Raw genomic sequence first — 26,893 nt, forward strand, 5'->3', positions numbered from 1 at the left:
CCCAGTTCCTTGCGTATCTGACCGAACAACACTTTGCGACGCCCCTTCGGGATGAACACAACGTGGTATTTGCACTCCCATCTCGTGTGGCTTAAACTCTGGTACTCGCTCATCGTGACATTCCTTTCGTGTGCTTGGCGGCTCACGAAAGCAAATGTCGCGATGGGTTCCCGGATACGTCAAACTATGATGGTCTCCCCGGCATAGCCGGGGGATTACCTTTTGGATTTAATGATTCAAATTATATTTTTGAGAATTAAATACTTATACAAACGTACTTAATTTCCACATAGTCATCTATACCGTATTTCGATCCCTCCCGGCCGATGCCGGAAGATTTCACTCCACCAAAGGGAGCCGCCTCGGTTGAGATGATCCCGGTATTTATCCCGACGATGCCATACTCCAGCGCTTCCGCGACGCGGAACACGCGGCCGAGGTCGCGGGCATAGAAATAGGCCGCGAGACCGAATTCCGTGTCGTTGGCGCGTTTGATGACATCGGCTTCGTCACCGAACCGGAACAGGGGCGCCAACGGACCGAAGGTTTCTTCACGGGCCACGGCGGCGTCATCGGGCACGTCGACCAGGATGGTGGGTTCGAAGAACAGGCCGCCCAGATCATGGGGCTTGCCGCCGGTCACCACCGCCGCGCCCTTGGCCACTGCATCGGCTATGTGCTCCTCGACCTTGGCCACCGCCTTCTCGTCGATCAGCGGCCCTATGGTGACCCCGTCCTCCATCCCGTTGCCGATGCGCAGCCGGGAGACGGCGATCTTCAGCCTGTCGACGAATGCGTCGTAGATTCCGTCCTGCACATAGAGCCGGTTGGCGCAGACGCAGGTCTGTCCGTTGTTGCGGTATTTCGACATCAGCGCACCTTCGACGGCGGCATCGAGATCCGCGTCATCGAAGACGATGAAGGGTGCGTTGCCGCCGAGTTCCAGGGAAAGCTTTTTGATGTCCTTGGCACATTGCGCCATCAGCTGGCTGCCGATCTCGGTCGAGCCGGTGAACGTCAGCTTGCGCACGATCGGGTTGCTGGTGAGTTCCGCCCCCACCTGCCCCGCCGAACCGGTCACCACGCTGAGGACCCCTTTCGGAATTCCTGCCCGTTCCGCCAGCTCGGCCAAAGCCAACGCGGAAAACGGCGTCTGCGAAGCGGGTTTGAGCACCATGGTACAGCCCGCGGCCAACGCCGGGCCAGCCTTGCGGGTAATCATGGCGGACGGAAAGTTCCACGGCGTGATCGCCGCGGTAACGCCGATCGGCTGCTTCAGGACGATTACCCGCTTGTCCGGCTGATGACCGGGAATGACATCGCCGTAGATCCGCTTGCCTTCCTCCCCGAACCATTCGAGAAACGACGCGGCATAAGCGATCTCACCGCGAGCCTCGACAAGCGGCTTGCCCTGCTCAAGGGTCATCATGCGCGCCAGATCTTCCTGATGCTCCATCATCAGCTCGTACCAGCGGCGCATCCGGACCGCCCTGTCCTTGGCCGTCAACGCGCGCCAGGCGGGCAGCGCCCGGTCGGCCGCTACAATGGCGCGCCGCGTTTCGGCCGCACCCATGTTGGGAACGCTGCCGATCGCCTGTCCGGTTGCGGGATTGGTGACCGTGATCGTCCGGCCGTCCATGGCATCGGTCCACTCGCCGTCGACATAGGCCTGCTGGCGGAACAGCGACGGATCGTTCAGTTGCACGCGCTTACCTCGCCAAGCGGCCGCAAGGGCAAACGGCCTCGTGATTTTGAAACAAGGGAGGCGCCCGCCATCCCGAGCCGCCTGTCAATCGACCAGTTCACTTTCGGATTCCTTCTCGAGCTTGAAGCCGCGGTAATTGTCCTGGACGACGTTCGCGAGCGTTTCGCGGAAAGCGCCGAGGCCGCCCATGTAAAAATAGATGGTGTTCTTCTTGCCCGGTATGTTCGCGCCAAAGATCCAGGAATCGGCTTTGGGGAACAGCGTCTGGCTTGCGATTTCCGCGCAAGTCCGGGTCCAAGCGGCTTCGGCGTCGGACGCGGGCTCGATCGTCGCATAGCCGTTGCGTTCCATATGATCGATCGCCTGGGCGATCCATTCCACTTCCGTTTCGATCGAGGGCGGAAGATTGGTGAAGGGACCGTTGGGGCCAAGCACCATGAACATGTTCGGGAACCCGGATGTTCCCAGGGATAGGTAGGCCGATGGCCCGTCCTTCCAGTGGTCCTGGATGCGGACGCCCTTTCTGCCGCGCAAGTCCATCCGCTTGTAATTGCCGTCCACCGCATCAAAGCCGGTGGCGAACACGAGGATGTCGAGTTCATGCTCCACCCCGTCCGCCGTTTTCACGCCCTTCGGCGTCATCGCCGTGATCGGGTTCTCGCCGATATGGACAAGCTCTACATTGTCCCGATTGAAGGTCCGGTAATAGCCGCTATCGCATAGCGGGCGCTTGGCGTAGAGATCCTTGGGCTTCAGCTTCCGGGCGGTCTCCGGATCCTTGACGATCTCGTCGATCTTCCGGCGGATATAGTCCTGCGCGGCCTTGTTCGCGGCCTTGTTCGCGCCCTCGTCCGTCGCGATGTCGCAGAACGTCTCGAACATGAAGCGGAAGCCGCCGCCCTTTTCCCAGGCCCTGTCGAAGATGCGCTCGCGCTCTTCGGCGGAGACGCTGGACACCGGCACGTCACTTTCCGGAAAGCCGAAGGCCAGCGCGGACTTGCGGACCGCCTCCCATATCCGGGGATAATCGTTCTTGATTTCCGCCAGTTCCGATCGGCTCAGCGGACCATTGCCGACGGGCACCGAATATTGCGGCGAGCGCTGGAAAACCGTCAAATGGCCGACCACCGGCGCGATCGCGGTTATGAGCTGGACCCCCGTCGAACCGGTGCCGACCACCCCCACGCGCTTGCCCTCGATTCCGGCATCGTCCGGCCAGCGCGAGGTATGGTAAATCTTGCCCCGGAAACTTTCGATTCCCTCGAATTTCGGAATGTTCGTCGCCGAAAGCAGCCCGACCGCGGTAATCAGATATTTGGCGGAATAGCGCTGACCGGTATCCGTCTCGAGTATCCAGCGCTTGGTATCGTCGTCGAACAGCGCGGACGTCACCCCGGTGTTGAGCCGGATGTTTCCATAAAGGCCATGCCGCTCGGCGACATGCTCAAGGTAGCGGAGGATTTCCGGCTGCGTGATATATTTGGAATGATGGTCCCAATCCCGCAGCAGATCGGTGTCCCAGGAATAGCAATAGACATGCGATTCCGAATCCGACAGCGCGCCCGGATAACGGTTCCAATGCCAGGTGCCGCCAATGCCGCCGGCCTTGTCAAAGGCCAGCGCATTCAGGCCCACGTCATCGCGAAGTTTCTTGAGGGCATAAAGTCCCGAAAATCCGGTGCCGATAATTGCGGCATCGAGGCAAGTAACCTCGCCATCACCGACAGCATTGACTTCATTCATCCTAGACTCCAATCCATGCCCTACATGTTATTCATGCTTGCCTGTTCGCTGCGGCGTATCCGCCAGCCATATCAGGTCGCTCGTGATGCCCCCTGAAACTCGCGGATCATGTTGCGCGCGATGATGACTTGCTGGATCTGGCTTGTGCCCTCGTAGATCCGAAACAGCCGCACATCCCGGAAGAAGCGCTCGATACCGTATTCGCTCATATAGCCCGCGCCGCCGTGAATCTGGACGCAGCGATCCGCGACACGCCCGCACATCTCGGTCGCGAAAAGCTTGGCACAGGAGGCCTCCGTGCTCACGTTCGCGCCCTCGTCGCGCTTCCGGGCGGCATCGAGCACCATGCACCGCGCCGCGTAGAGTTCGGCCTTGCTGTCGGACAGCATGGCCTGGATCAGCTGGAACTGCGCGACGGCGCGCCCGAACTGCTTGCGCTCCATCGCGAAGCGCAGGGTATCGTCAGGCCGAACAGGCCGAGCGCCTTCATCTGCTCGATGACATCGGCCGGAATGGCATCCGTTTCCGCGACCTCCTTTTCGCGCGGGATCAGCGCTTCGTCGACGAACCTGCCGATCGAAGCGAGCAGCGCGTCCAGAATCTCGGCGTCCCGGATCATCGCCTTGTCCTATGCCCGGCCAGTCGGGTCGGCCCGCATCTGGCTGACCATGTGCTTGAGGCGGGGACCGATATCGTCCTCCAGCTTCTCCCGCGGGAGCACGAAGCTCGGGTCGCCGCAATTGAAAGCAAACGTACCATGCTCGGGATGCACGAAGGGGACGCCCACCGAGTTCACGTCCCGCTCCCACTCCCCGATCGAAAGGCAATAGCCATAATCGGCAGCGCGTGCGCGGAAGAATGGATTGCCTGCATCCATGCGGCGAAAGTGCCGGTCGGCCCGATCAACGACATTGCGCAGGCGCTGCGCGAACCGCAAGTCGCCGCGCGCGACATGCTCGTGAACATCCTCCCCCCAGGAACGAAGACTTCCAGATGATCGGCAGTCCGATCAAGCTGTCCGACACCCCGGTGACCTATGCCGCCGCCCCGCCGATGCTCGGCCAGCATACCGACGCGGTGCTGCGCGAACAGCTCGGCCTCACGCAAGCCCAGCTCGATTCACTGTCCTCGGCCGGAATCATCTCGCAACTCGGGCCGCAGGAAGCCAAGGGAAAGACACCAAAAATCGCCGTCGACTGAATCCCAGGTCTCTTGGACCAAGACTCAATCTTCTCCCTTCGTCGTTGCGTCGGCGAATGCGGCCCGCGCCGCCAGGCAAACAGCTCAAGCCTTTCTGGCGGCAGTGCTCTTTCGAACGATCAGGTCATGCGGCAGCGTGATGTTCCTCAGGCTTTCCTGGCCGTCGTTCATGATCTCCAGAAGCAGGTGGACCGCTTGCAGCCCGATCTCGACAGTGGGCTGGGCGATGGTCGTAAGGCTGGGCCGCAAGAAACGCGCGAAACGGATGTCGTCGAAACCTGCCACCGATATGTCCTGCGGGCAGCTCAGCCCGGCTGCCGCGACGGCTTCGGAAGCCCCGATCGCCATTTCATCGCTGAAGCAGAATATGGCCGTCACCGCGTGATTCCGGATAAGCTTCTGGGCCTCCGTGAAGCCGGAACCTACCGAATAGTCCCCCTTCCCGATCTGCAGACTTGCCTGGATGCCATGCCGCTTCGCCGCGCTGCGCACACCTTTCAAACGGTCGCTGCTGATCGGGCTTGCCAAAGGCCCGGTGATGATTCCAATCGACGAATGTCCCAGGCTTGCCAGATAGTCGATCATTTCGGCGGCGGCGCCGGCATTGTCGATGTGCACGCTTGAGACGGGCAGGCCCGGGCTGTATTCGCAGCCATTGACCACCGCCGCGTTGCTGCCCTGCTCCGATATCATGTCGGACAGGATATCGGGCACGCGGTGCCCCAGGAACACCAGTCCATCAACCTCCCGGCGCAGGAGCATCAGGGCGTACTGGCTTTCGAGTTCCGGATCATAGCGCGTATCGCCCAGGATGACCGAATAACCGGCATGGCGGGCGGCCTCCTCGGCCCCCCGGATGATGTTGGCGAAGAACGGGTTGGAAATGTCCGGCACGGTCACGAGGATTTTGGAGGCGCGGCTGGTGCGCAATGTCCTCGCGGCGCGATTGGGTTCGTACTTCAATTCCTCGATGACTTTGAGCACGCGGTCGCGCGTAGCCGCCTTCACCAGCGCCGGCTTGCTCAAAACTCGCGAAACCGTTGCTGTCGAGACAGCAGCGCGGCGTGCAACGTCGATAATACTGGACATGTCCCAATTAATCCGGCGACGAAGCGTTTGTCGACCCTGATGTTGGCCCTGATATTGGCGGAACCGTCATGGGCGCAGCGGCTGATACCCTTAGCGGCGCTCGATAGCGTGAGCCCGGCCCGATGCGGCGCCTGGGGCTCCCTTGACGACGATTTGAGATCGTGATAGCGCATATGTAAAGCATTACATCATGCTTGTCTGGGACCAGAACACAATCACGAGAGAGGATACGAATGGCTCACCGCCAAGCGCTGCTTGCCATGGGATGGACCGGAAAGGGCCGCATGCCCGCCTGATCGATCTGGACGCCGCAGCCAGCAGCGACGCTTATTGCCAGGACCTGCAAGGGCGCGTCGCTGAACACAACGTCTGCATCACCGAGCTTTCCACTCACCTGCAAGGGCAGCTCGTGGCGGTCCATCCCGCGAAAAGCGGGTGAGTTCTTATCAATGCAGGTTAGTATCAAGATGCTCCCGGGTGACGGGTTCCGCGGAGGGCACGCGCGTTTCGCGGATCGAGGAGCGGAACTGTCAGGTCAAGATGGGCCGCGGTATCGTGGCTGTCCCGGCGGTCATTGTCCGGCCCGACACTCGTCCCCGACCGCTCCCGCAGCGTTGTTCCAGGCGATTGCCTTGCGTCGAGGCGTGAGACAGCCCAGTCAACTTATCCCGCCGGCGCGGGCTTCAGTTCCCGCCGTCTTGTACCTGCGGCGATCCACAAAGGCGCGAACCAGGCGGTCCCCACTCCAGCAGGCGGTCCGCCTGCGCTCGCGCCTCGTCGGTCACTTCCGCGCCCGATAGCATTCGCGCGATCTCTTCCTTGCGCGCCGGCTCGTCCAGCAGGGTGACCGACGTGCGCGTCACCGTGCCTTCGCTCGACTTGGCGATCATGTAGTGCCGGCCCCCGCGCGCCGCGACCTGCGGCGAATGCGTTACCGCCAGCAATTGGCCGCCGCTCGCCAGCCGCGCCAGCCTTTCGCCGATCGCCGAGGCGACCGCCCCGCCCACGCCCCGGTCGATCTCGTCGAAGATCACTGTCGCCGCCCCGCCTTCTTCGGCGAGGGCTACCTTGAGCGCGAGGATGAAGCGCGAGAGTTCGCCCCCGCTGGCGATCTTGGCAAGCGGGGCGAACCCGGCGCCGGGGTTGGTGCTAATCAGGAACTCGACCGCGTCCAGGCCGGCCGCGCCCCAGCGCTCCTCGGGCAGGCGCACCACCGATGTCTGGAAACGCGCCGCATCGAGCTTTAGCGGGGCGAGTTCGGCCGCCACCGCCGCATCGAGCCGTTTTGCCGCCGCGCGCCGCAAGTCGTGCAGCGCGCCGGCCCGCTCGCGATAGGCCAGCGCCGCCTTGCCCGCGGCCGCTTCCAGCCCCGCGAGGTGTTCATTCCCGCCTTCGATGGCATCGAGCGCGGCACGCATTTCGCGCATCCTGTCCGGCAGGTCGTCGACCTGGCAGGCATGCTTGCGGGCCGCCGCGCGCAATTCGAACAGGCGCGTCTCGATGCGGTCCAGCTCGGCCGGGTCGAAGGCCAGTGCCTCGGCCGCACGCTCCAGCTTGTCTTCCGCCTCGCCCGCCTCGATCACCGCCCGGTCCAGCGCCGCCAGCGCCTCGGCGAGCAGGGAATGCTCGCCGGCTATGCGATCGAGCCGCCGCGCCGCGCCGCGCAGGCCGGCAAGCGCCGAATCGGATCCGTTCCACAAGTGCTGGAGCGCGGCCAGGTCGTCGGCCAGCTTCTCTCCCTTCTGCATCTGGGTGCGGGCCATGGCGAGCTGCTCCTCCTCACCCACCTCGGGCGCGAGAGCGGTCAGTTCGGCCAGGTGGGCCAGCAGCAGGTCCTGGTCCTCGGCGGCCCTGGCGACTTGCGCACGGGCGGCGTCGAGCAGGCCCTGCGCCGCGCGCCAGTCCTTCCACGCCGCCTCCACCCCGGCGACATCACCGCCGGCGAAGCGATCGAGCAGGGCCCGATGCCCGCGCGGATTGACGAGCCCGCGATCATCATGCTGACCGTGAATCTCGACCAGCGCGGGGGCGATTTCGCGCAGGAGCGCCACGCCCACCGGCTGGTCGTTGAGAAATGCCTTCGATCCCCCGTCAGCCTTGAGCTGGCGCTTCAGGATCAGCGGCTCCCCGGCCTCCACCTCCAGCTCGGCGGCCTGGATCACCGTGCGGACCGCCTCGGGCAGCATCGCGAAATCGAAGCTTGCGGTTACGCTTGCCCGCTCCTCCCCCGCGCGCACCAAGGTGCTGTCGGCCCGGTTGCCGAGCACGAGCCCCAGGGCATCGAGCAGGATCGACTTGCCCGCGCCCGTCTCACCGGTGAGGACACCGAGCCCTCCGGCGAAATCGAGATCGAGCGCCGCGATCAGGACGATATTGCGGATGGAAAGCCGGCTCAGCATGTTCGCGAAGCGTTCTAGCGAAGAGCAAGGCCGCCGTCACCCCGCTTCGCACGAAGCCGGGCGTCGCATGCGCGCCCGGTCGGGTCGATCAGGACATATGGTGCAGGAACTGGACGACTCCCGCGAGCCACACCAGGGCAAGCACCGCGCCGATCGTTTCAAGTTCCCAGGTCCAGCGCGTCCGGTATCGGGGAAACGACTGGCGCGGATATCCGCTATGTGTTTGGTTCGCCTTCATGGCTAAAATCCTCGCGACCACTTTCGTCCGGATCATCCAAACCGGACGGGGGCATCCATGTCCCAACCTTCTGGTTGATTACATGAATCCGGTGTTCAAAAGGTAAATCGCGCGGTTGCGTCATGGTTCCCGCGACGCGCGCGTTTTCGCGCCGCGCCGATCAGGTCGCGAGGTTTTCGGGCGCGTTCTTGTTCATCAGCCTGTACGCCCGCTCATACCACACGCTGTTCGGATAGTTGGCTTCGAGCACGGCGGCCGCTTTCTGCGCTTCCTCGGAAATCCCCAGCGAGAGATATCCTTCGACAAGGCGATAGAGCGCCTCCGGCGCGTGGCTGGTGGTCTGGAAATTGTCCACCACGTTGCGGAAACGCAGCGTGGCGGCAAGCCACTTGCCGCTGCGTTCATAAGAGCGGCCGATGGTCATTTCCTTGCCGGCAAGGTGATCGTTGACGAGATCGAGCTTCAGCTTGGCATCGGCGGCATAGCTGGTGGTCGGATAGCGGCGGACGATGTCGGTCAGCGCCTGCTTGGCCTGCTCGGTGGTCTTCTGGTCGCGCGTGACATCGCTGATCTGCTCGTAATAGCAGACGGCGACCAGGTAATAGGCGTAAGGCGCGTCCTTGTTGCCCGGGTGGATCGACAGGAAGCGCTGCGCCGACTGGATCGCCTTGTTGTAGTCACGCGCGGCGTAATAGCTGAAGGCGCTCATCAGCTGGGCGCGGCGGGCCCAGGGCGAATAGGGATGCTGGCGCTCCACTTCGTCGAACAGCGCGGCGGCCTGCTTGGTCCGCCCCTCGTCGAGCCGGGCCTTCGCCGCCGCGTAGAGCGTGTCCACGTCGCGCGCGACATAGGCGGTATCCTTGTTCTTGCCCCCTCGCCCGGCGCAGCCGGCGGTAAGGACAAGCGCCACCGTGGCGGCGGCAAGGAGGGCGGTCTTCAATCGCGAACGTTCGAGCATGGCGAGGGTCTATAGACAGCGCGATGCTGAACGCCAAGTGAAGTTGCGCGGGTGCATGCCCGCCGTGCCGATACACGCACTGCAACAGGTGACAATCCGGCACGCGATGCCATAGTAGGCGGGCATGACCGGCAGCAGCGATCTCTATTCCCCCGTCATGTCCGATGCCCTGGTGATCCTGGGTGCCGCGGGCATTGTCATCCCGGTGTTCAACCGCTTCCGGATCACGCCGGTGATCGGATTCATCCTGGTGGGACTGCTGGTCGGGCCGTTCGGCCTGGGCCGGCACGTCTTCGATCACCCCTGGCTTTCGTACATCACCATCACCGACCCCGACGGGCTGGAGGGGTTCGCCGAATTCGGCATCATCCTGCTGCTGTTTTCGATCGGGTTGGAGCTGTCCTTCGCGCGCCTGTGGGAAATGCGGCGGATGGTCTTCGGGCTGGGTTCGCTGGAACTGATCGTGACCGGCTGCGCGCTGACCTTCATCCTCGCCGCGATCGGTGAGCATTTCGTCGGCGCGATGGCGCTGGGGCTGGCCCTTGCCCTGTCCTCGACGGCGCTGGTGCTCAAGATCACCAACACCACCACGCCGGTCGGCCGCGCCGCGCTGGCCATGCTGCTGTTCGAGGATATCGCGCTGGTGCCGATCATCTTCCTGCTCGGCGCGCTGGCGCCGCACGCGGAGGGCAATGGCGTCGGCAACCTGCTCGACACGCTGCTGTGGGGCACCGTGGCGGTGGGGGGCCTGCTGGTGCTGGGCCGCTACCTGCTGCCGCCGCTGTTCGCGCAGGCGGCGCGCACCAAGAGCCCCGAGCTGTTCCTGGCCGCAAGCCTGCTGGTGGTGATCCTTGCCTCGCTGGCGACGGCGGCCACGGGCCTTTCGCCGATCGTCGGCGCGCTGGTGGCCGGCCTGCTGATCGCCGAGACCGAGTACCACGCCGAAGTGGAGCAGATCACCGAGCCGTTCAAGGGCCTGGCCCTCGGCGTCTTCCTGATTACCATCGGCATGAGCATCGACCTCATGGTGGTCTGGGAAAACCTGGGCTCGATCCTGGTCGCCACGGTCGGCGTCGTCCTGCTCAAGTCCGTGGTGACGGGGCTGCTCCTGCGGCTGATGGGCGCGCGGCGCGGCACCGCGACCGAAACCGGCATCCTCATGTCGAGCCCTTCCGAAACCACGCTGATCGTCCTCACCGCCGCGTCCTCCGCCCAGCTGATCCAGCAGGGCACCGCGCAGTTCTGGCAGATCGTCACAGCGCTGGGCCTCACCATCACGCCGCTGCTGTCACTGGCGGGCAAGACCATGGCGCGACGCGTCGACGGCATCGAGCCGCCGCACCAGCCGGCGGACGGCGAGGGCAAGCCGCGCATCATCATCGTCGGCTTCGGCCGCGTCGGACGGCTCGTCGCCGACATGCTGGCGAAACATGGCCGACCCTATGTGGCGGTCGAAAGCAACACCGATTCCGTCACGGAAGGGCGCCGGCGCGGCTATGCGGTGACGTTCGGAAATGCCGGTCACGGCGATGCGATGCTGCGCCTGGGCGCCGCCGAAGCCGCCGCGGTGATCCTGACGATGGACGAGCCCGTCACCGCCCAGCGCATCGTGCGCAAGCTGCGCGCCCAGTTCCCCGACCTGCCGATCATCGCCCGCGCCCGCGACGCCGACCATGCCGCCCAGCTCTACCGCGCCGGCGCCACCCACGCGGTGCCGGAAACGCTGGAAAGCTCGCTCCAGCTCTCCGAGGCGGTGCTGGTCGAGATCGGCGTGGCGATGGGCCCGGTAATCGCCTCGATCCACGAAAAACGCGACGAATTCCGCGAGACGATCATGCGGCAGGGCGGGCTCAAGGAGAAACCCGCGCTCAAATCCAGCCGATTGCGCGAGCCGGAATCGAGCTAACGAAGGAGCAGCGACCATCATGGAGAACGCATCGGCGGCAACGCAAGGGAGATACGGCAAATTTACCTGGCTCATAGTACCGGCAATTGCCATTGGCGCGGCGCGATGGGCCGGACACAGCAGCCTTGCCTTAGCCTATCCCCGCCTTGCGGCAGCCCTGTTCCTTTGGATTGCCGCCGATGCCTTGACGCTGACAGTGATGGCCCGCTCGCCGAACCGCCGCCCTGCCGCCCATTCCGTCCTCGCATGCCTGGCCAGCGCCTGCATCGTAGTGGCCTTGAGCGCGCCACCGAGCGTGCGCCAGGGACTTGGCGCTCTGCCATGGCTGAGCGCCGTGATGACGCTGGTCGTGCTGGCCCATCTGGGCTGGAGCGCGATCCGCGCCAGCAAGACCTGGCGATCCGCCCAAGGGCAAGCCGCGGACAGATTCCGCGCTGTCGCGGAAGTTTTCCTGCCTGGCCCGCTGGTCCGTTTCGCAAGCGCGGAGATTTCGCTGCTTCACCTCGCCCTTTTCAAATGGGGTGCCGAGCCCGACATTCCGCACGGTACGCGCGGCTTTGCCTATCATCGCCACCTTGCGCCGATGGTGAGCGTGCTGCTGGCCATCCAGGTGATCGAAATCGCGGTAATGGACTTGCTGGTCGGGTTGTGGAACCGCTACGTGGCCAGCGTGCTCACCGCGATCGGCCTTGCCGCGCTGGTTTACATGGTGGGATTAATCAAATCACTCCGCTTGCGGCCAATCCTGCTCACCGAAGAAGGGTTGCTGGTGCGGGCCGGCATTCTGCATGAGCGCTTCATCAGCTATCAACAAATTGCCGGAATCGCACCAAGCATAGAAGCTGTGGAGGTCAAGGATCGCACGACGCTCGACATGGCCCTTCTGGCTTGGCCCAATGTCCTGTTGCGACTTCGCCAGCCCATCGCGCGTCGCCCTTTCCTGCGCACTCGCCCCGCCATCACCGCGCTTGCCTTCAAGGTCGACGATCCCGAAGCCTTCCTCAACGCTCTGAACTGGAAGCTTCGGCAGGCCTGTGCTTGAAGCCCCTACCCTCTCGGCTCGAACACCGACCATCCCGTCCGCTGCACCAGCCGCTCCAGCGCCAGCTGGCCCAGATGCGAGTTGCCGCTCGGGTTGAGCCCCGGCGACCAGACCGCGATGCTGGCGATCCCCGGCGCGACGGCCAGGATGCCGCCGCCCACGCCGGACTTGCCGGGCAGGCCGATGCGATAGGCGAAGTCGCCCGAATTGTCGTAGTGCCCGCAGGACATCATCAGCGCGTTGATCCGCCGCGCGCGCTTTTCGGTGACGACCCGGTGCCCACCGACTTGCCCCCCGCCCATCAGGTAGCGGCCGGCCATGGCCAGTTGCCGGCAGTTCATCGCCAGCGCGCAGAAGTGGAAATACGTGCCCAGCACCATGCCCACGTCGCCATGGATATTGCCGAAGGCGCGCATGTAGTTGGCCAGCGCCATGTTGCGAAAGCCGGTCTCCAGCTCGGCGCGGGCGACCGTCTCGTCGATCGCGATGCCATCGTCGCCCGCCAGTTCGCGCACGAAGCGCAGCATCTGCCCGATCGCCTCGCGCGGCTGCAACCGCCCGAGCAGCACATCGCACAGCACGATCGCACCGGCATTGACGAAAGGATTGCGCGGAATTCCGTGCTCGGTCTCGAGCTGGACGATCGAGTTGAACGCCGATCCGGAAGGCTCGCGCCCGACCCGGTGCCAAAGCTGGTCGCCGACCGCGCCCAGCGCCAGGGTCAGCGCGAAGACCTTGGAGATCGACTGGATCGAGAACGGCTCTTCCGCATCGCCCGCGGCGTGGACGGTGCCGTCATGCAGGATGACGGCGATGCCGAACTTGTCGGCCGGCACTTGCGCGAGCGGCGGGATATAGGTGGCGACTTTGCCGCGATTCTCGTGGGAGCGCATCTCTTCGGCGATTTCGGCGACGATCCGGGCGATGGCGATGTCCGCGACGGCCATGCTTTCACATCTCCCCTTCATTCCGCGTCGGCGGAATTCCTGCCGTGACGTAAGGCGACAGGACCGTCCAGCCCATACTGAGATAAAGCGCCTTGCCCTCTTCCGTCGCGGTCAAAACCTGCTGGCTGGCCGCGCTTTTCCGGCAGCTCGCAAGCGCTCCCATCACCGCCCGGCCAAGCCCACGTCGCCGATGGTCGGGCTCGGTTCGGATGCGATCATAAACAAATGCTTCTTCGGTCTCCACGGCGAAGCCGCTGGCCGCAAGCTTTCCGTCCCGCGCGAAGATCGCCGCGTGGTTGACCCCGCCTTCGGCAGACAGTTCCAGATCGTAACCAAGTGGAACGACCGGGCCGGACAGCGTGATATCGGCGCTCATGAAATAGCTGGAAGACATCAGTCGCCAGCGGTCCGGCAATAGCGACAGGAGAACCTCGGCTTCGCCGCAAAGCTTGAGCAGGTGGAACGGCTTCGTCACCTCCCGGCCAATGGCGGTTATCCCTTCTTCGGGAGCGGCAAAGACCCAGCGCACCCGTTCATCATCCAGATTCGTATCGACCCGCCAGCTCCCCCGATCGAATACCGGCGCCGGCAAGCCGCGCGAGATGGATCGGCCTTCAAGCCAGGCGCGCACCAGGGCGCGATCGCGGCCCTCGCCGAACATAAGCCGCTCGGCTACCCTGCCAGCGCCGCCTTCACGGCCGCGATCGCCTCCGCCGCCTTGCTGCCGTCGGGCCCGCCGCCCTGGGCCATGTCCGCGCGGCCGCCGCCACCCTTGCCGCCGAGCGCCCCGACGCCCGCGCGCACCAGGTCGACGGCGCTGATCGTGCCGGTAAGGTCGTCGGTGACGGCGGCGGCGATGCTCGCCTTGCCCTCGTTCACCGCGACGATGGCGGCGACGCCCGAGCCCATGCGCTGCTTGGCCTGGTCGAGCAGGCCGCGCAGTTCCTTGGGATCCAGGCCTTCGAGCACTTGCCCCGAGAACCTGACGCCGCCCACCTCCTCGTCCGCGCTTTCCGCCTTGGCCGAGCCGCCGCCGAGCGCGCCGGAGAGCGCAAGGGCCTTCCTCGCCTCGGCCAGTTCGCGTTCGAGCTTCCGGCGCTCGTCGAGCAGCGCGGCGACGCGCGCCTCGACCTCCTCGGGGTTGGTGCGCAGCAGGCCCGCCGCGCCCTTGAGCGCGTCCTCGCGCGCGACCAGCCACTGGCGCGCGCCCTCGCCGGTCAACGCTTCCATGCGGCGCACCCCGGAGCTGACGGCGCTTTCCGAGACTATCCGCAGCAGGCCGATATCGCCGGTGGCGCGCACATGGGTGCCGCCGCACAGTTCGACCGAATAGCTGTGCTCACCCACCTTGCGGCCCATCGAGAGCACCCGCACCTCGTCGCCATATTTCTCGCCGAACAGCGCCATGGCGCCCGCCTCGATCGCGTCCTCGGGCGTCATCAGGCGCGTGAGCACCGGCTCATTGGCGCGGATCTCGGCGTTCACCTCGGCCTCGATCGCGGCGATATCCTCGTCCGAGAGCGCCTTGGGGTGCGAGAAGTCGAAGCGCAGGCGATCGGCCGCGACCATCGAGCCTTTCTGGGTGACGTGATCGCCAAGGCGGCTGCGCAGCGCCGCGTGAAGCAGGTGCGTGGCCGAGTGGTTGGCCCGGATCGCATCGCGCCGGGCCACGTCGACGGCGAGCTGGACCGTATCGCCCGGCTTGATCGTGCCGCTCTCCACCGTGCCGCTCATCGCATGCAGCCGGCCGAGCGGCTTGGCGGTATCGGCGACCGCTATCCTGAGGCCGCCGGCACCGGTGATCGTGCCGGCATCGCCGACCTGGCCGCCCGATTCGCCGTAGAACGGGGTCTGGTTGGCCAGCACCATGATCCTGTCGCCGGCGCTGGCGGACTGGACTTCCTTGCCGTCCTTCACCAGCGCGACGACGCGGCCTTCGCCCGAAGTGGAAGTGTAGCCCGTGAACTCGGTCGCGCCTTCGCGCTCGGCCACGTCGAACCAGACTTCGCTGTCGGCGGCCTGACCCGAGCCTTTCCAGGCGGCGCGCGCGGCGGCCTTCTGCCGCGCCATGGCGGCATCGAAGCCGGCCTTGTCCACCGCGATGCTGCGCGGGCGCAGGGCGTCCTCGGTCAGGTCGTAGGGGAAGCCGAAAGTATCGTAGAGCTTGAACGCGGTCTCGCCGGGCAGTTCGCCGCCCTCGGTCATGCCGGCGGTCGCCTCGTCGAGCAACCTCAGGCCGTTGGCGAGCGTGCGGCGGAACTGCACTTCCTCGCGTTCCAGCGTTTCCTCGATCAGCGGCTGCGCGCGGCTCAGTTCGGGATAGGCCTGGCCCATCTCGGCGACGAGCGCGGGGACGAGGCGGTGCATCAGCGGGTCCCTGGCGCCGAGCAGGTGCGCGTGGCGCATGGCGCGGCGCATGATGCGGCGCAGGACATAGCCGCGACCCTCGTTCGAAGGCAGCACGCCGTCGGCCAGCAGGAAGCTGGTGGAGCGCAAGTGATCGGCGATGACGCGGTGGCTCGCCCGCCCCTCGCCCTCCGCCGCGACGCCGGTGAGGCTTTCGGACGCGGCGATCAGCGCCTTGAACGTGTCTATGTCATAGTTGTCATGCACGCCCTGCATGACCGCCGAGATACGCTCCAGCCCCATCCCGGTATCGATCGAAGGCTTGGGCAGGTTGCCGACGATCTCCCCGGCGGCCTGTTCGAACTGCATGAAGACGAGGTTCCATATCTCGATGAAACGATCGCCATCCTCTTCCGGCGATCCCGGCGGGCCGCCCCAGATGTGGTCCCCGTGATCGTAGAAGATTTCCGAGCACGGGCCGCACGGGCCGTCATCGCCCATCGCCCAGAAGTTGTCCTTGGTGGGAATGCGGATGATCCGGCTTTCGGGCAGGCCGGCGATCTTCTTCCACAAGTCGAAGGCCTCGTCGTCGGTGTGGTAGACGGTGACCAGCAGCTTTTCGACCGGGAGGCTCCATTCCCTGGTCAGCAGGGTCCAGGCGTGGGTGATCGCCTGTTCCTTGAAGTAATCGCCGAAGGAGAAGTTGCCCAGCATTTCGAAGAAGGTATGATGCCGCGCGGTGTAGCCGACATTGTCCAGATCGTTATGCTTGCCGCCGGCGCGCACACACTTCTGCGAGGAAGTCGCACGCGGGACCGCCCGGGTTTCGAGGCCGGTGAAGACGTTCTTGAACGGCACCATGCCGGCATTCACGAACATCAGCGTCGGGTCGTTGTACGGGACCAGCGGCGCGGAGGGAACCGGTTCATGACCGTTCGACGCGAAATAGTCGAGGAAGGACCGGCGGATTTCGTTGGTCGTCTGCATATTCGCGCCGATAAGCCACGCGCGCGCGGGCGGCAAGCCGTTGTCTGCGGTCAGAGTGTTCCGCATTCGCGATGAACGACCATGTGGCGAGACGAGCCCCGACAGTTCACGCGGGTTTACACCAAGTATCATCGATCGGAACTCCTGTTCCGCTTTCCTTCGTCGTCGCGGGCCGCCGAAGGGCGGCGCGGCAATCTAACGCGGTTGACGCCGCCCTGGATTGCTTCGGCGGCTTCCCCGCCTCGCAACGGCGAAAGGAGAAAACGAGTCGCAGCACGATCACGCGCCTCCGCTCGTCCTGAGCCCGTCGAAGCTTGTCCGGAACGGCGGCTGCAAACCGCCAGCCGAAAGGGACGATGGCGCGGCGGTGGGGCCAACACTCTTCGACAAGCTCAGAATGAGCGGACCTTGATCCGGATTTCGGGTTCTTCACTCCGGGGCGCACGGGCTCTAAGCGCTGCATCCATCCGACGGAACGGTTGCATCACCTACCCGGCCGTCGCGGTTATAGATGTCGGGATACAACGCAAGCTTGCCCCGGCCGTCGGCACCCGCGGTGAAGTAGGCGACGTAGACCGGCAAGTCGGCAGGCAGCCTGATCGTGATGGTATTCCTGGTGGCCACGATGGCCTGAATGTCGTCGCGGGTCTTGATCCCTTCCAGCAGGGTGCCGGCGAAATCCAGCGCGTTGCCGACCCTGATGCAGCCGTGGCTGAAAGCGCGAACCTCGCGCGCGAACAAGTGTTTGCTCGGCGTGTCGTGCATGTAGACGGTAAAGGGATTGGGCATGTCCAGCTTCATCGCACCCAGCGCATTGTCCGGCCCGGGCTTCTGGCGGACTTGCCCCCCGCTCCGGACATATCCCTGCCGTGCCGGAAAATTGCCGTGCTTCTCGCGGATGATGCTTTCGGGCACGGTCCACCAGGGATTCAGGATCACGCCGGTAATCATGGCGGAAAAGACCGGGGTCGGCGTCGAGCGCTTGCCGACGATCACCGGCCAGGTACCGACAAGGCGGCCCTGGCGCCACAGCTCGGCCTCGAAGGCCGCTGCATTGACCAGCACATAGTCCGGCCCCAGCGATCGCGGCATCCAGCGCCAGCGTTCCATGTTGCGGGCGATCCTCAGCCGGGACGGCGGATCGGCCGGGGCGGCATAGGCGGCGCGCAGCACGGCGTAGTCCGGGTGCGTCGGTCCGAGGCCGGCGAAGAAGGAATCGATCATGTCGAGCGATACGGCGCGCTCCAGCTGCCCGTGCAGGTCGACCGCGCCGTCGCTGTCGGAAATCCGCCATCCCGCCCGCTGCGCCGCCGGGGCGAAACCCAGAAGATGCATGCGCGCCAGGCGAAGCGCCAGGTCGGTGGCCGTGCTGTCGATCGCCGCGCCGTCACCGCTGGCCTCCGCCCTGGCCAGGGGGGCGGCATCGAGCAACGGCAGGGCGTCCTCGGGCGCCTTGGCGATCCAGTACTCCAGCCGTTCAAGCTTCGCCGGAGTCCATCCGGGAACGGTTACTTCACCTGGATGCGCGGAACACAGGAACAGGGCGCCCGCCGCAAGCAGGCCGGTCCGCGTTGTTCCCGCCGTTCGCCGGCGACACTTGAAAAGTCGCGCAGCCGCTTCCACGTGTTGGGAAAAGACTTTCGGGATTCGCAAAACATGATTTTCAGCAGGCGCCGCTTTATTGGCGCCGTCGCTGCAGGTTCCGCAGGACTGGTCGCGCCGCGCGCTTTCGCCGCGGTCCGATCCGGCGATCGGCCGGCCCTGCTGCCACGCGCGATGGCTGCCTTGGATACCCATGCCTTCCATATCCGCAATCGCGACCTTATGGGGCTGGTCGACTTTACCGAGCCTTCCGCCCTTCCCCGCTTTCACGTTGTCGACATCGGCAATGGCAGGGTGCTGGCGACCCATCTCGTCGCGCATGGGCGCGGCTCCGACCCAGGCAACACCGGCTGGCTCGACCGCTTTTCGAATCGCCCCGGCTCCAACGCATCCTGCCGCGGCAGTTTCCTGACCGCGGGTACGTACTACGGCAAGCATGGCCGCTCGGGCCGCCTCAATGGCCTCGATCCAGAGAACAGCAATGCCGCGAGCCGCGCGATCGTGATCCATGCGGCCGATTACGTCAGCCTGGGCATGGCCCTGTTGCAGGGACGCATCGGTCGCAGCCTCGGCTGCTTCGCCGTGCCGGACCGCAATGTGGCCGAAGTGCTGCAGCAGCTTGGTGAAGGCCGATTGCTGTTCGCGTGGAAATAGCCGCGTCAACCTGCCCTCCCCATCCCCGCCGTGGAATGTTCCCTGCCTTGCGCCGACGGTCCGGCGTGACGTTCCTCGTTTCCGCGCATGCGAACAGAAATCCATCCCCGGCACGGCTTTTGCATTGATTGCGGTCAACGCATGCGGCGCATGCTGTCGCGGCAGAAGCCGTGCCGTTTCGCGGCCTGTAACGATGCTTGATGATTGGTCGCAAAATGTCGCACCTGCGAATTGCGCTCTTGTGGGAGCGCCCGTTTGCATCGATAGGATGCGTCGAAGTCAGGAAAGCATGCGACTTGATACCCGCCCCCCATCACGACCTTCCAGCGCCGGGTTGGTGGCGATCGAGCCTTGCTCTGCTCGCCGCCGCGGCGCTTTCCTCCTGTTCCGGCGATCCTTCGCAGCAAGCCTCGCAGCATCCGGTGCCGCAAGTCGGCTACATCGTCGCCAGCCAGACGAGCGTGCCGCTCGCGGTCTCGCTCAGCGGGCGGACGGTCGCCTACGAGACTTCGCAAGTACGGCCGCAGGTCTCCGGAGTGATCCGCAAGCGCTACTTCACCGAAGGCAGCTACGTGCAGGCCGGCCAGCCGCTGTTCCTGATCGATCCCAGCCTGTACCAGGCGGCGGTCAACCAGGCCCGGGCGAACCTCGCCAGCGCGCGCGCCTCCGCTGATGCTGCGGCTGCGAAGGCTGATCGCTACAAGCCGCTGGCCGATATGGAGGCGATCGCCAAGCAGGACTATACCGATGCGCTCGCCAGTTCCCGGGTAGCGAAAGCAGCGGTGTCCCAGAACGCCGCCGCGCTCGATACCGCGCGGATCAATCTGCGTTTCACCCTGGTCCCGGCCCCGATCAGCGGCCGCATCGGCCGTTCGCTGGCCACGGTAGGGGCGCTCGCCAGCGCCAGCCAGACCGATCCGCTGGCAGTGATCCAGCGCACCGATCCGATCTATGTCGACATGCAGCAATCCGCCGCCGACCTGACCGCGCTGCGCCGCAAGCTGGCCGCGGGCGGGGTCCGTCCCGGCAGCACCGCAGTGCGCCTGAAACTCGATGACGGTTCGGACTACGGATCGCCTGGAATCGTGCAGTTTTCCGAAGTGACCGTGGACCAGGATACCGGCACCGTCACCTTGCGCGCGCGCTTTCCCAATCCCGACGGCCTGCTGCTGCCCGGCATGTTCGTGACCGCGGTGTTCGACCAGGCATCCGATCCCAACGCATTTCTGATTCCGCAGAACGCGGTCCAGCGCGATTTTGACGGCAGCGCCTTCGTCATGGTGGTCGGCGCCGGCAACAAGGCCGCGCACCGCAAGGTGACGGCGGATCGCACTTTCGGCGCCAACTCCGTCATAACCGCCGGCCTCGGGAAGGGCGACAAGGTCATCGTGCAGGGGCTGAACGGCCTCAAGCAAGGTACGGCGATCCGGCCCGTGGCCGCGTCCAGCCCGCAGCAGGCCCTCGCTCCGGCCGGCGACAAGGCATCCGGCTCCGGCTCCGGTAGGGGCGACTGAGCCCGGCATGTCGCGCATCTTCATCGACCGACCCATTTTCGCGTGGGTTCTGGCGATTATCGTCATGCTGGGCGGCATCGGCGCGCTGAAATACCTGCCCAACGAGCAATACCCGGATATCGCGCCGACCCAGGTCAACATCCGCGCGAACTATCCGGGCGCCTCGGCCGAGACGATCGAGAACAGCGTCACCCAGATCATCGAGCAGCAGCTGACGGGCATCGACGGCCTGCTCTACTTCAGCTCGCAATCGACCAATCGCGGCCAGGCGACGATCAGCGCGGTCTTCGCGAAAGGCACCGATCCGGACATCGCGCAAGTCCAGGTCCAGAACAAGGTGCAGTCGGCGATTTCGCGACTGCCGCAGTCGGTCCAGAACCAGGGCATCAACGTCACCAAGTCCAACCCGGACCAGCTGCTGCTGGTCGTGGTCTACGACGCGACCGACACGCGCTCCAACCAGGACGTGTCCGATTACCTCGCCTCGAACATCCAGGACCCGCTTTCGCGCATCCAGGGGGTTGGCGACGTCAATGTGTTCGGCACGCCGCACGCCATGCGGATCTGGCTGAATCCGAACCGGCTCGCCGCCGTTTCGCTGATGCCCAGCGACGTGGTCTCGGCGATCGAGGCCCAGAACACCGAAGTCGCCGCCGGCGAGATCGGCGGCCTGCCGGCGGCCAAGGACCAGGCGATCGACGCCATCGTCACGGCCGGATCGCGCCTCCAGACCGTCGACCAGTTCCGCGATATCGTGCTCAAGACCAATACGGACGGGTCGACGGTCACCGTGGGCGACGTCGCCCGGGTGGAGATCGGCGCGGAAAACTACAGCGTCGTCAGCCGGTTCAACGGCCACCCCGGCGCCGGTATCTCGGTTTCGCTTTCGCCCGGCGCCGATGCGCTGGCCACCGCAGAGGCGGTCAAGGCGAAGATGCGGGAACTGTCGGCCAACATGCCCGACGGACTGAAGTTCACTTACGGCAGCGACACCACCGAGTTCATCAACCTTTCCGTCTCCGAAGTCGAGAAAGCGCTGTTCGAGGCGATCGTCCTTGTCGTGATCGTCATGTTCGTGTTCCTGCAAAGCTGGCGCGCCACGCTCATCCCGGCGATCGCGGTGCCGGTGGTGCTGCTGGGAACGTTCGCGATCTTCTACATCGTGGGCTTCTCGATCAACACGCTGACCCTTTTCGGCCTGGTCCTGGCGATCGGCCTGCTGGTCGACGATGCCATCGTGGTGGTCGAGAATGTCGAGCGCCTGCTCCATGAAAACCCCGGGATGTCCCCGCGCGACGCGACGATCAAGTCGATGGCAGAGATCCAGACCGCGCTGGTGGCGATCGCGCTCGTCCTTTCGGCCGTGTTCCTGCCGATGGCCTTCTTCGGCGGGTCGACCGGGGTGATCTATCGCCAATTCTCGCTGACGATCGTATCGGCCATGGTGCTTTCGGTGCTGGTCGCGCTGGTCCTGAGCCCAGCCCTTACCGCGACCCTACTCAAGCAGAAATCCAGCGGCGAACACCGCGAACCCACCCTGATCGAGCGCCGCATACCGTGGCTGGCGCGTGGCTGGGAGAAGTTTCACACCGGGTTCAACCGCGGTTTCGAACGCACCGTGGATGCCTATGGCCGCCGGGTCGAGCGCGTGGTCGCGCACAAGTGGCGCTGGCTCGGCCTGTTCGGGCTGACTTGCGCGGCGACGCTGGTGCTGTTCGAACGCTTGCCGACCGGCTTCCTGCCGAACGAGGACCAGGGCATCGTCATGGTGCAGTGGCGCCTGCCGGCGGGGGCCCCGCGCACGCGCACCGAGGAAGTTCAGCGCCAGGTCGAGAAATACTTCCTGACGTCTGAGAAAAGCAACGTCGACGGGATCTTCACGATCGCCGGCGGCGGTTTCGGCGCCACCGGGCAGAACACCGGCCAGGCCTTCGTCAAGCTGACCGACTGGGAAAGGCGCAAAGCCTCCCGCGACGGCGCGGATGCCATCGTGGCGCGCGCCGCCGCCGCCTTTAACGGCCTACGGGACGCGCAAGTCTTCGCGCTTGTTCCCGGCGCGATCCGCGGCCTGGGCATCTCGGCCGGCTTCACGCTCGAACTCCAGAACCGCACCGGCATGAGCCGCGAGCAGTTCCAGAAGGCGCGCGACACCCTCCTGGCCGAGGCTTCCCGGAACAGCCGGCTCTCGGGCGTCCGCCTGAGCGACCTGCCCGACGTGTCCACGCTCAAGGTCGACAGCAACACCCGCGCGCTCACCGCCTATGGACTGACCAAGAGCGAGGTGAACTCCACGCTCGCGACGGCCTGGGGCGGGACTTACGTCAACGATTTCATCGACAAGGGCCGCGTCAAGAAAGTCTACGTCCAGGGTGATGCGCCGTTCCGCTCTCGGCCCGAGGACCTCGCCTACTGGTACGTGCGTGGCAGCGACGGGCAGATGTCGCCGTTCTCGGCGTTCTCCACGGTCGGCTGGTCCACCGCCCCCAGTTCCAGCTCGCGCTTCAACGGACTGCAAGCCTACGAATTTTCCGGCAATGCCGCCACGGGCGTCAGTTCCGGCACCGCCATGGACCTCATGGAGCAGCTTGCGGCGAAGATACCCGGCACCAGCGTCGCCTGGTCGGGTTCTTCCTACCAGGAGCGGCTGTCCTCCGGGCAGGCGCCGGTGCTTTACGCGCTGTCGCTGCTGGTCGTGTTCCTGTGCCTTGCCGCGCTCTACGAAAGCTGGTCGATTCCAGTGGCGGTGATCCTCGTCATCCCGCTCGGCCTGCTCGGCGCCATCGCGGCGGTGACGCTGCGGGGCTTGCAGAACGACGTCTATCTCCAGATCGGCCTGCTCACGACGATGGGCCTTGCGGCCAAGAACGCGATCCTGATGATCGAATTCGCCGAGCAGGCGGAGCGACAGGGCAAGCGCGTGATCGAGGCCGCGCTCGAGGCCGCCCGCATCCGCCTGCGCCCGATCCTGATGACCAGCTTCGCCTTCATCTTCGGCGTGCTGCCGCTGGCGCTGGCGACCGGCGCCGGCGCGAACAGCCGCAAGGCGATCGGCACGGCGGTGGTCGGCGGCATGCTCACCGCGACCTTGCTGGCGATCTTCTTCATCCCGCTGTTCTTCGTCCTCGTGCGGCGCGGCGTGCGCGATGGACTGGCGGCGGCGCGGCGCTACTTGCAGGAGCGCCGCCAGGCTTCGGGAGAGACGCCATGAGGTGCCTGGAGGCGATGAAGCTGGCGGGCGGCCTGTTGCCGGCGATGGCGCTGGGCGCCTGTTCGCTGGCCCCGGCCTACGTTGCGCCTGCTCCGCCGGTTCCGGCCTCATGGCCGGTCGGCGATGCCTATCTCGCGCAAAGCGAGGCGAACCTGCCGCTGGTCTCCTATACCGAGATCTTTCGCGATCCCCGGCTCCAGGCACTGATCGCCCAGGCTCTTCTCAACAACCGCGACTTGCGCGTCGCCGCCGCGAACCTCGCGGCCGCCCGCGCCCAGATCCGGGTGGTGCGTGCCGACCAGTTCCCGGCCATCGGCATCGACGGTGCCGCGACCCGCACCGACAACGGCGGCGGATCCTCGGGCGACGGTTCGTCCTATTCGGTCGAAGGCGGTATCTCCAGCTTCGAACTCGATCTGTTCGGCAAGCTCGCCAACGCCACGGCGGCCCAGCGGGACACGGCGCTGGCGAGCGAAGCGGCGGCGCGCACGGTGCGCCTTGGCCTGGTGGCCGACCTCGCGCTGGCCTGGGCCACCTATGCGGCGGATCGGGACTTGCTGGCGATCGCCGAATCGACCGTGGACAACGCCCGGGACAGCGTAAGACTGACTTCGGCCCGCCTTGCCGGCGGCGTTGCCCCGCGCACGGACTTGCGCCAGGTCGAACAAGTGCTCGAGACCGCGCGGGGCGACGTCGCCACGCAGAAGACCGCCCTTGCCCAGGACGCCAACGCGATTCGCCTGCTGGTCGGCGCGGACTTCGACCAGGCGTTGCTCCCCGCCGGCGTCGAAGAGGTCGGCCAGGGGCTTGCGGTCCTGCCCGCCGGCACCAGCTCGCAAGTTCTCCTGCGCCGCCCCGACGTCGTCTCGGCCGAATACGACTTGCGCGCCGCCAATGCCGATATCGGGGTGGCGCGCGCCGCGCTGTTCCCGTCGATTTCGCTGACCGGCCTGCTGGGCTTCGCCAGCGACGCCCTTTCCTCGCTGTTCAACAAAGGCGCGTTTTCCGCCACCGCCGGAGTCGACGCGAGCTGGTCGATCTTCAACGCCGGCGGCAAGGCGGCCGGGGTCGAAGTCGCGAAGGCGCAGCGCGACGCCGCGCTGGCCGCTTACGAGAAAGCGATCCAGACCGCGTTCAGCGAAGTCGCCGATGCCCTCGCCGACCAGGGCACGCTGGCCGAGCGGCTGCGCGCCGCCAGCGCTTACACCGCCGCCGCGCAGGATACCGCGCGGCTGACCGAGGCGACCTATCGGCAAGGCATCGCCAGTTCGCTCGACAATCTCGACGCCCAGCGCAGCCTCTATACGGCACGCCGTTCCGAGATCGCGGTGCGGCTCCAGGTCGCCGCCAACCGGATCACGCTCTATCGCGTGCTGGGCGGGGACCAGGCAACGACGCCCGGGCAATGATGCGCTCCGCTCCGCGCCGGCGTGCGTCGACAAGCTGAGGACGACAAGCTCAGAACGAGCGGTTCTTGATTCGGATTTTGGGTCCCTGGCTTAATACCAGGTCTCTTGGGCGGAGACTCGTTTTCCCCTTTCGTCAATTGCGAGGCGGCGAAGCCGCCGAAGCAATCCAGGACAGCGCCAAACTGCGTTGGAGCGAGGGCTCTGAACTTGTCTCGATCCAGTATTCAGGCGCCTGACCATAGCCCCTTCACGGACTGATGAAATCGACGGTCTCCTGCCGTGGATCGTAGGAGTCCGCCTTCCACCGGACCGAACCGAACGGCCGCTCGAGCCGGCGGCGGACACGCCGTCCGTGCCGCGAACGGTTGAAGGAATCGGCTTCGGCCTGAATGTCGAAATCGGCCTGGGTATAGCGATCGCGCATGCGCAGATAGTCGCCCCAGGTCGGGCAATGGTAACGCTCGGTCCAGAGCGCCGGATTTTCGATATCGCGCGCGATCGACCACTGGAATCCGCCGATACGCTTGCGCACGCCCTGCATCTTCATCATGACGCCGTAGAAATCGCGCGCGCGGTCGGGATCGACGTCATATTCCACGTCGACCACCACCGGCCCGGAACGGAGCGTCAGCGCCAAGCTCACTTCCGGCTCGTACCCGATCTCGACCGACGAATTATCCTCCTCCTGGTCGCGGGCGATAGGCAGAATGAAACCGAGCAGCGCGGTCGAAGCGACGGCGATTCCCGATAGAATCATCGCGAAAGACACATCATGCGCGGCGGCGACCGAGCCCCAGGCCCAGGCGCCGATACCGATCCCGGCCGTCGTCGCCGAAGAAAACAGCGACAGCGCGCGCGCGGTGACCCAGCGCGGCGCGGAAAGCTGCACGGCGACGTTGAGCATGGCGACCGTCTGGATGTTGCAGCCACCCACCACCACGAACGCCGCGCAAGTCAGGATCAGCGAATGGCTGAACCCGATGGCAACCAGCGCCAGCCCGGTGCCGACCGCATAAATCCGCACGGCCAGTTCGGTCGAGATCCTCTCCCGGATGCGGCCGACCAGCAAGGCGCCGATCACCGCGCCGATGCCCTGCGCGCAAAGCAGCATGCCGAATGTCGCCGCATCGCCGCCCAGCAGGTCCTTGGCGACCAGCGGCGCGAGCGCCGACGCGGTGGCGGTGGACAAGGCGAAAAAGTTGACCCGCAACATCGCAGTGCGGATCGCCGGGGCATTCAGCGCGTAGCGCACCCCGCTGATGAGCGCCCGGTCGATTCGTTCGGGCGGAAGCCGCGAGGGTACGTGGTCCCTGCGCCAGAGGAAAAAGGCGGTCAGCAACGGCAGGTAGAGCAGGGCCGTCATGCCGAACACGGTCTTCGCGCCGTAGAGCACCACGATGACGCCGCCCAGCGCCGGGCCGAAGCTGCGGGCCATGTTGTAGCTGATGGTGCCCAGCGCCACCGCCGCGGGCAGATGCGCGCGCGATACCTGTTCCGGGATCGAGGCCTGCCACGACGGCGAGAACAAGGCCACGCCCGCGCCGATCAACATGCAGAACAGCAGCAGCAGTTCCGGCGTGATAAGGCCGAGAAAGCCGATCCCGGCCAGGACGGCGGCGCAGACCGCGCTGAAGCCAAGGCCCGTCATCGCGATTCGCCTCCGGTCGAACATGTCGGCGATGGCACCGGCCGGCAGCGTCACCAGCACGAGCGGCACCATCATCGCCGTCTGGACCAGCGCGACCATGCTCGGCGAACTGGAAAGCCGCGTCATTTCCCACGCCGCGCCCACGCCCAGGAACAGCTGCCCGAAATTCGAAAACAGGCTCGCCAGCCAGATTCGGCGGAACGTGGCTTCCTGCAAGGGAGCGAAAGCGCTGCTCCTCGTCCCAGCCGTTCCGGCCCCATTGGCATCGCTGCTGCCGGACATCGCCACGTCTTCCTCA

24 protein-coding genes are annotated in these 26,893 nt (G+C 65.5%); 9 read left to right on the forward strand and 15 right to left on the reverse strand.

Translation table 11 applies throughout. The features are described 5' to 3' along the window. The 6 genes from BM052_RS13720 to BM052_RS20275 all read right to left on the reverse strand — a co-directional run. Positions 1–113, reverse strand: a 113-nt coding sequence (locus BM052_RS13720) for a transposase (protein ID WP_177198400.1), incomplete at its 3' end; no start/stop codon positions are given. Positions 114–256: 143 nt separating this feature from the next. Next, entirely contained in the window at positions 257–1,699 is a 1,443-nt protein-coding gene (gene gabD / locus BM052_RS13725) for an NADP-dependent succinate-semialdehyde dehydrogenase (RefSeq protein WP_255406151.1), read from the reverse strand. Between the two features lie 90 nt (positions 1,700–1,789). Then, complete coding sequence (locus BM052_RS13730) at positions 1,790–3,448, reverse strand: flavin-containing monooxygenase (protein WP_091147801.1); 1,659 nt, start codon at positions 3,446–3,448, stop codon at positions 1,790–1,792. Between the two features lie 71 nt (positions 3,449–3,519). Continuing rightward, positions 3,520–3,891 (reverse strand): acyl-CoA dehydrogenase family protein, encoded by a 372-nt coding sequence (locus BM052_RS13735; protein WP_218151555.1) that lies wholly within the window; start codon positions 3,889–3,891, stop codon positions 3,520–3,522. Then, positions 3,846–4,067 carry an acyl-CoA dehydrogenase family protein gene (locus BM052_RS13740; RefSeq protein WP_091147803.1) on the reverse strand — a complete coding sequence of 74 codons (222 nt, stop codon included), beginning with the start codon at positions 4,065–4,067 and terminating at the stop codon, positions 3,846–3,848. The genes BM052_RS13735 and BM052_RS13740 overlap by 46 nt, the downstream gene beginning before the upstream one ends. A 9-nt stretch (positions 4,068–4,076) precedes the next feature. Further along, on the reverse strand, positions 4,077–4,385 hold the full coding sequence (locus BM052_RS20275) for an IclR family transcriptional regulator (protein ID WP_255406137.1): 309 nt from the start codon (positions 4,383–4,385) through the stop codon (positions 4,077–4,079). On the opposite strand from BM052_RS20275, the gene BM052_RS20440 reads away from it, so the two are divergent. Together BM052_RS20440 and BM052_RS20105 are read left to right on the forward strand one after the other, a co-directional pair. Then, positions 4,335–4,445, forward strand: coding sequence for a hypothetical protein (locus BM052_RS20440; RefSeq protein ID WP_369821537.1), 111 nt, complete (start codon positions 4,335–4,337; stop codon positions 4,443–4,445). The two genes, BM052_RS20275 and BM052_RS20440, sit on opposite strands and share 51 nt — an antisense overlap. Next, positions 4,442–4,648, forward strand: a complete 207-nt coding sequence (locus BM052_RS20105; protein WP_091147804.1) for a hypothetical protein — start codon at positions 4,442–4,444, stop codon at positions 4,646–4,648. The genes BM052_RS20440 and BM052_RS20105 overlap by 4 nt, the downstream gene beginning before the upstream one ends. A gap of 84 nt (positions 4,649–4,732) precedes the next feature. Here the strand turns inward: BM052_RS20105 and BM052_RS13755 are convergent, their stop codons facing one another. Continuing rightward, a complete protein-coding gene (locus BM052_RS13755) occupies positions 4,733–5,737 on the reverse strand; it encodes a LacI family DNA-binding transcriptional regulator (RefSeq protein WP_091147806.1) in 1,005 nt (334 codons plus the stop codon). Positions 5,738–5,927: 190 nt separating this feature from the next. Here BM052_RS13755 and BM052_RS20445 point away from each other — a divergent pair, with 190 nt between their 5' ends. Further along, positions 5,928–6,176, forward strand: coding sequence for a hypothetical protein (locus tag BM052_RS20445; RefSeq protein WP_369821536.1), 249 nt, complete (start codon positions 5,928–5,930; stop codon positions 6,174–6,176). A 244-nt stretch (positions 6,177–6,420) separates the two neighbouring features. Here BM052_RS20445 and recN read toward each other — a convergent pair whose 3' ends face one another. The 3 genes from recN to BM052_RS13765 all read right to left on the reverse strand — a co-directional run bounded on the left by recN (position 6,421) and on the right by BM052_RS13765 (position 9,332). After that, on the reverse strand, positions 6,421–8,136 hold the full coding sequence (gene recN / locus BM052_RS13760; RefSeq protein ID WP_091147808.1) for a DNA repair protein RecN: 1,716 nt from the start codon (positions 8,134–8,136) through the stop codon (positions 6,421–6,423). Between the two features lie 88 nt (positions 8,137–8,224). After that, positions 8,225–8,374, reverse strand: a complete 150-nt coding sequence (locus BM052_RS19970; protein WP_177198479.1) for a hypothetical protein — start codon at positions 8,372–8,374, stop codon at positions 8,225–8,227. A gap of 160 nt (positions 8,375–8,534) precedes the next feature. Further along, a complete protein-coding gene (locus BM052_RS13765; protein WP_091147809.1) occupies positions 8,535–9,332 on the reverse strand; it encodes an outer membrane protein assembly factor BamD in 798 nt (265 codons plus the stop codon). Positions 9,333–9,456: 124 nt separating this feature from the next. Here BM052_RS13765 and BM052_RS13770 point away from each other — a divergent pair, with 124 nt between their 5' ends. Together BM052_RS13770 and BM052_RS13775 are read left to right on the forward strand one after the other, a co-directional pair. Beyond that, positions 9,457–11,238, forward strand: coding sequence for a cation:proton antiporter domain-containing protein (locus BM052_RS13770; protein WP_091147811.1), 1,782 nt, complete (start codon positions 9,457–9,459; stop codon positions 11,236–11,238). 19 nt (positions 11,239–11,257) lie between these two features. Further along, the gene (locus BM052_RS13775; RefSeq protein WP_143084848.1) at positions 11,258–12,280 is read left to right on the forward strand and encodes a hypothetical protein; all 1,023 of its coding nucleotides are present in this window, start codon (positions 11,258–11,260) and stop codon (positions 12,278–12,280) included. A 5-nt stretch (positions 12,281–12,285) separates the two neighbouring features. On the opposite strand, the gene BM052_RS13780 is transcribed toward BM052_RS13775, so the two are convergent. From BM052_RS13780 to BM052_RS13795, 4 genes are all read right to left on the reverse strand, one after another. Further along, a complete protein-coding gene (locus tag BM052_RS13780) occupies positions 12,286–13,227 on the reverse strand; it encodes a glutaminase (protein ID WP_177198480.1) in 942 nt (313 codons plus the stop codon). A 4-nt stretch (positions 13,228–13,231) separates the two neighbouring features. Beyond that, positions 13,232–13,888 carry a GNAT family N-acetyltransferase gene (locus BM052_RS13785; RefSeq protein ID WP_091147814.1) on the reverse strand — a complete coding sequence of 219 codons (657 nt, stop codon included), beginning with the start codon at positions 13,886–13,888 and terminating at the stop codon, positions 13,232–13,234. An 11-nt stretch (positions 13,889–13,899) separates the two neighbouring features. Next, entirely contained in the window at positions 13,900–16,560 is a 2,661-nt protein-coding gene (gene alaS, locus BM052_RS13790) for an alanine--tRNA ligase (RefSeq protein WP_091147893.1), read from the reverse strand. Positions 16,561–17,010: 450 nt separating this feature from the next. Continuing rightward, positions 17,011–18,183: a L,D-transpeptidase family protein gene (locus BM052_RS13795; RefSeq protein WP_255406138.1), complete on the reverse strand. Its 1,173-nt coding sequence runs from the start codon at positions 18,181–18,183 to the stop codon at positions 17,011–17,013. Between the two features lie 33 nt (positions 18,184–18,216). Here BM052_RS13795 and BM052_RS13800 point away from each other — a divergent pair, with 33 nt between their 5' ends. From BM052_RS13800 to BM052_RS13815, 4 genes are all read left to right on the forward strand, one after another. Continuing rightward, a complete protein-coding gene (locus BM052_RS13800; RefSeq protein WP_091147817.1) occupies positions 18,217–18,816 on the forward strand; it encodes a murein L,D-transpeptidase catalytic domain family protein in 600 nt (199 codons plus the stop codon). A 299-nt stretch (positions 18,817–19,115) separates the two neighbouring features. After that, positions 19,116–20,330: an efflux RND transporter periplasmic adaptor subunit gene (locus BM052_RS13805; RefSeq protein WP_369821538.1), complete on the forward strand. Its 1,215-nt coding sequence runs from the start codon at positions 19,116–19,118 to the stop codon at positions 20,328–20,330. 7 nt (positions 20,331–20,337) lie between these two features. Continuing rightward, positions 20,338–23,538, forward strand: a complete 3,201-nt coding sequence (locus BM052_RS13810) for an efflux RND transporter permease subunit (RefSeq protein ID WP_091147820.1) — start codon at positions 20,338–20,340, stop codon at positions 23,536–23,538. Then, complete coding sequence (locus BM052_RS13815) at positions 23,535–24,947, forward strand: efflux transporter outer membrane subunit (protein WP_255406140.1); 1,413 nt, start codon at positions 23,535–23,537, stop codon at positions 24,945–24,947. The genes BM052_RS13810 and BM052_RS13815 overlap by 4 nt, the downstream gene beginning before the upstream one ends. Positions 24,948–25,194: 247 nt before the next feature. Here BM052_RS13815 and BM052_RS13820 read toward each other — a convergent pair whose 3' ends face one another. After that, a complete protein-coding gene (locus BM052_RS13820; protein ID WP_091147821.1) occupies positions 25,195–26,877 on the reverse strand; it encodes an MFS transporter in 1,683 nt (560 codons plus the stop codon). Positions 26,878–26,893: the final 16 nt, after the last annotated feature.

Origin of the sequence: Novosphingobium sp. CF614 (genome assembly GCF_900113255.1) — a bacterium.
GTDB lineage: Bacteria > Pseudomonadota > Alphaproteobacteria > Sphingomonadales > Sphingomonadaceae > Novosphingobium.